General features: G+C 26.2%; 3 protein-coding genes and 1 pseudogene. 3 read left to right on the forward strand and 1 reads right to left on the reverse strand.

The window, feature by feature from the left end:
* Together KQ44_RS13495 and KQ44_RS13500 are read left to right on the forward strand one after the other, a co-directional pair.
* Positions 1–1,069, forward strand: a 1,069-nt coding sequence (locus KQ44_RS13495) for a substrate-binding domain-containing protein (protein ID WP_096737888.1), incomplete at its 5' end; no start/stop codon positions are given.
* Positions 1,070–1,235: 166 nt separating this feature from the next.
* Positions 1,236–2,096 carry a DUF368 domain-containing protein gene (locus KQ44_RS13500; RefSeq protein WP_096737889.1) on the forward strand — a complete coding sequence of 287 codons (861 nt, stop codon included), beginning with the start codon at positions 1,236–1,238 and terminating at the stop codon, positions 2,094–2,096.
* A gap of 339 nt (positions 2,097–2,435) precedes the next feature.
* On the opposite strand, the gene KQ44_RS13505 is transcribed toward KQ44_RS13500, so the two are convergent.
* Positions 2,436–3,449 (reverse strand): alpha-hydroxy-acid oxidizing protein, encoded by a 1,014-nt coding sequence (locus KQ44_RS13505; RefSeq protein ID WP_096737890.1) that lies wholly within the window; start codon positions 3,447–3,449, stop codon positions 2,436–2,438.
* A 171-nt stretch (positions 3,450–3,620) separates the two neighbouring features.
* Here KQ44_RS13505 and KQ44_RS13510 point away from each other — a divergent pair.
* Positions 3,621–5,575 (forward strand): annotated as a pseudogene (locus tag KQ44_RS13510) (tetratricopeptide repeat protein); the annotation flags it as partial.

The raw sequence follows: 5,575 nt of genomic DNA on the forward strand, positions 1-5,575 counted from the left end.
TAATAGAGATGTAAATTTTAAAGAAGTTAATAATTATGTAATACCTGATTTATATTATCCTTTTGCTGATATAAGAAACACTAATTCAAAAGCAGTAAAACTCACAAATGAATCGAGATTAATAATAACAAATAATTTTCCAAGACTTGATGGTGAAATTGAATTTTTTCCGATTTATTCAGCATTTGCAGATGCTGTTTATAAAATCACAGTTACAAATAATAAATATACTAATATGTTTTTAAAACAAGTTCCATTTGAGGAGTATGTAATAATTAATGATAACGGAACAATAGAAACTAATTATGACAGAGCAACAAACAGCAACTATGATACAGCTTATGTTTTATGCTCAACAATTTATTACAACACTTATAAAAGCTTTTTATATGATAATGCTTATAAAAATCTTATAAATGCTAAAGTTGATATAGTTTTTGGAAATGCACCTTCTAATAAAGATATAGAAATGGCTAAAACTAATAATATAGATTTTATATTAATACCTATAGGAAAAGAGGCATTTGTATTTTTTGTAAACTCTCAAAACAAAATAGATAATCTTTCAAAAGAGAATATAAAGGACATATACACAGGAAAAATCAATAATTGGAAAGAAGTTGGAGGAGATAACATGAAAATAAGAGCCTATCAAATGGATAATATTGGAAAATGGCAAATTACATTTACAAACTTTATGGCTTCAATGAATGCTGAAAATAATATAATGAAGCCTGATACCAAAATAGGATTTGATTTGAATTCTGGATTTACTGAAAATGTAAAAGAATACCGCAATAGAAAAAATGCTATAGGATATTCATTTTTATTTAATGTTCATGAAATGATAAACAACAATGAAATAAAAACTCTTTCTATAGATAATATAAAACCAAATAAAGAAAATATACAAAATGGTACTTACACTCTGTCAACTACATTTTATGCTGCAACAACTAAAAGAGCTTTAGAAGAAAATCCAAATGTTCAAAAATTAATAGATTTCATACTTTCAGAACAAGGTCAGTATTTAGTTGAAGAGACTGGATATACTCCTATCATTAATTAAAGTAAAAAATTATTATATATGTTCTTAAAAAATATGTTAAAATCGTACTTTAATGTAAATATTGTAAAATAATTGTAAAAACACACTTGATTAAAATTGTTTTACATTGTATTATCCTTTCTCTAATATCAAGTAAAAAATTATATTTTAGAGGATTATGAAAAATATGAAATTTTTAGGATTTATGAATTATATATACACAGTTATAAAAGGTTTTATTATAGGAGCTTCTATGCTTGTACCTGGTTTCAGTGGGGGCACTATGGCTATGATACTTGGTATATACGATAAATTAATATCTTCTTTAAGTAGTGTTTTAACTTTTTCAAAGAATGAAAATTATTTTATTAAAAATAAGTTTAACTTTTTATTTTTAATATTTTTCTCTATTGGCTCTCTTTTAGGAATGGTCATAATATCAAAACCTTTATCAAACTTAATAGAGAAGTATTATACTGTTTCTTCTTTCTTTTTTATGGGAGCAGCACTTGGAGGTTTTAATACAGTCTATAATAAAACTAAAGAATACAAATTTAATTTTGTGAGCATTATATACATACTATTAGGAGCAGCAATAGTATATTTAATATCAATTATACCAGAAGGTTTTTTCAGCAGTTCATCAGATAGAAGCGAAGTATTTATGTATTTTATACTTATAATAGCTGGTTTAATAGTAGCCATTGCTATGATACTTCCAGGTATAAGTGTGTCATATATGTTTTTACTTTTGGGTATATATCAGGAAACTATTGATGCGGTACATAATCTTTATTTTCCTTATTTAATTCCTTTAGCTGTAGGTTCTATTTTGGGAGTTGTTCTTACTACTAAAATTTTGGAATATTGGATGGAGCATTATGTAAAGGCTTCTTATTTAATAATATCAGGTTTTGTATTAGGTTCTATTATACAGGTTTTCCCTGGTCTTCCAAAAGGTATAGAGTGGGCATTATGTCCTATAATGTTTTTAGCTGCTTATTTTCTTATAAGACTTTTACAGAGATTCGATCCTGATAATAGATAAGTGTAATAAAAAATAATATTTTTATAATATACTTATTTCAAAACAATCTTATTTATTAATTGTAGTGACTAGACATTTTGAAGCACAACAGAGTTCCGCTTATGTACCGTATGTAAGATAAAGATTGCATATTTATATACTAAAATAATAAGTTATACAACATATAAAAGATTATTTTTATATGTTGTATAAATTTCATATATAATCTTGTCAAGTACTTTTGAAAAAATCCTATTTTAATATATAAAACTATTTATTAAAAAATAAACTCAATATAAAGAGTTTTTTGATAGCTTTTTATATTGAGTTTTAAAAATCAATTAACAAAAATTAAACAAATTAAAGTCTTACAATTTCTCTAGTTATTTCTTTTAAGCTGTGAACTCCGCACATAGTCATAGCGTCTTCAAGTTCAGCACCTAATTGTGAAGCATAAGATTTAACTCCTTCTTCACCTCCGCCGTATGCTGCTATTACAAAAGTTCTGGCAATAACAACTCCGTCAGCTCCGATAGCAAGAGCTTTTAATATATCAGCACCGCTTCTTATTCCGCCGTCTACTAATATTTTTATTTTTCCCTTAACCGCATCAGCAATTTCAGGTAATACTTCAGCAGTAGAAGGACATTGATCAAGTACGCGTCCTCCATGATTTGATACTATTATAGCATCAGCCCCAGCCTCTAATGCTTTTTTAGCTCCTTTTACAGTCATTATTCCTTTTATTATAAATGGTCTTTTAGCAATCTCTTTTATTTGTCTTAATTCATCAACTGTTTTGCTTCCAGCCTTTGGAGTAAGATTCTTTAAGAAAGGAAGTCCTGCAGCATCAACGTCCATAGCAACAGCAAAAGCATTTGAATCGGCAACTAATTTCATTTTTTCTTTTATAACATCCATATTCCAAGGCTTAACAGTAGGTATTCCTATACCATTTTGTTTTTTTATCATAGTAGTTGCTGCTATCATTACATTAGGATTGGTTCCGTCTCCAGTGAAAGCTGCAATTCCTGCTTCATAACATGATTTTACTAATATATCATTGTATTCTTCTTCTGTATATTTATCACCATAGTGAAGCTGAACTGCACCTACAGGACCAGCAAATATTGGGTATTTAAATTTTCTACCAAACAGTTCAAAAGAAGTATCAATATCTTCATTAGAACATATTGTATCCATATTAAGCCTTATCTCTCTCCATTTGTCATAATTTCTAATAGCTACATCTCCTATTCCTTTGGCACCAGGTCCGGGCATACTATTTTTACATACTTTACCATTACATATAATGCATGCTTTACAAAAACCCATACAGTCTTTAGCATTTTCTATAATTTCTTTATATGTCATAACATTTCCTCCAATAATAATTAAACTTATAATAATTCATAGTAATAATACTAAATATAAAAAATAAAACAAGCAAATTTATTAATAACAATTTTTTATAGTATTAAATTATTTTTATAATATAATACTATAATATTGCATAGAGCTAGTAAATTAAAATAGGAATTAAAAATGACAATAATATCTAATTATCTTTTTAACAAACATATAGAAAAGTGCAAAATATCATTAAAAGGCTTTGAAAAAAGTGAAGTTAAATATTTAAAAGATGATTTCAAAAAAGAAGCAGAAAAAATTCTATCTGATGCCAATAATTTTTTAAATAGCATTGATGCATTAAATTATTCTGATTTTGATGATTTTAACAGCAAGGCGGAAACTTTTAATGACGGATTAAATACAATACTTGAAACATTTTATATAAAAGAGCCTGATGAAATTTATACTTATAACAAGTTTATTGAGTATTTTCATTATGATAAGACTATGTTTAATGATGAAGATGCTGAAATAGATGCTAATGATTTACATACTTTAGATGAATATTTTGATTATAATACTAATGGAGTTGTTGATAACAATTCGGGATCATATGAGAAAGCTATAGAGTATTATAATAAAGCTATAGAATTGATTGATTATTATGCGTTAGCTTATTATAATAGAGGACTTTCTAGAAATAATTTAGGATTTTTTTAAAAAAGCCATAAGAGATTATGATAAAGCTATAGAATTAAGTAAAAATTATAAAGATGCTTATTATAATAGAGGGCTTGCTAAAAATAATGCTAATTTACACAAGGAAGCTATTGAAGATTACTCTAAAGTTATAGAGTTAGATAGTGAAAATATAGATGCATACAATAATAGAGGAGTTTCCAAAAATTATTTACATCTTTTTTATGAGGCTATAAAAGATTTTAATAAGATTATAGAGTTAGATCCTAATAACTATTATGCTTATGGTAATAGGGGTAATTCTAAACATGATTTGGGACTTTATAAAGAAGCTATTGAAGATTATAACAAAGCTATAAAGATTAATCCTAATTTTGCAGATGCTTATTATAACAGAGCAAATTCAAAAAAAGAGTTATGCTTATATAAAGAAGCTATAAAAGATTATGATAAATCTATAGAGTTAAACCCCAATGACAGCAATACTTATAATAACAGAGGGCTTTCTAAAAGCAATTTAGGTTTGTATAAAGAAGCTATAAAAGACTATAGTAAGGCTATAGAGTTAAGCCCTAATTATGTATATGCTTATAGCAACAGAGGAAGTGCTAAAGATGAATTGGGACAATATAAAGAAGCTTTAAAAGATTATGATAAAGCTATAGAATTAAAACCAAATATGGCTTATTTATATAATGATAGGGGCTGGGTTAAGAAAAATGCAGGACTATATAAAGAAGCATTTGAAGATTATAAAAAGGCTTTAGAATTAGAGCCAAATAATGAATATGCAATTGAAAATATGAAAAGTCTTGAAAAAGAATATGGACTTAAATAAAATTAGCTTTATAGGAAATTGTATTATGAATAATAGTAATAATATTATTGAAGAATTATTAAATAAAGCAAAGGAAGCATTTGAAAGTAAAGACTATGAAAAATCTATTGAATATATTGACGAAGTTATATTTTATAATGGTGATTCTTATGATCTTTATCATAACAGAGGATTAGCAAAATTAAATTTGTGTTTATATGAAGAAGCTGTAAAAGATTTTGATAGAGCTATTGAGCTTGGAGATTATAATTCTTATTATGACAGGGGATTGGCTAAATTTTATATGGCTTTTTATAAAGAGGCAATAGAAGATTTTAATAAATTTATAGAATTAGATAAAAATTCTACAGCAAGTTTTGCATATAACACTATTGGTTTATGTAAATACAATCTAGGTGAATTTGATGAAGCTTTAAAATATTATGATAAAGCTATAGAAATAAATCCTAATCTCATTATCGCCTATCATAACATTTCTTTGTTAAAACATTCTATTGGTTTAGATGATGAGGCTTTGTCTTATTTAAATAAAGCTTTGGAAGCAGAGCCCGATAATATTGAAACATATTTAAAAAATATATTTTATAAAATCTGATTTAGGATTACATAG

The organism is Brachyspira sp. G79, from assembly GCF_002379365.1.
Taxonomy (GTDB): Bacteria; Spirochaetota; Brachyspiria; order Brachyspirales; family Brachyspiraceae; genus Brachyspira.

Coding starts and splice junctions, on each gene's coding strand:
- KQ44_RS13500 (WP_096737889.1), top strand. CDS start 1,236: ATGAAATTTTTAGGATTTATGAATTATATATACACAGTTATAAAAGGT.
- KQ44_RS13505 (WP_096737890.1), bottom strand. CDS start 3,449: ATGACATATAAAGAAATTATAGAAAATGCTAAAGACTGTATGGGTTTT.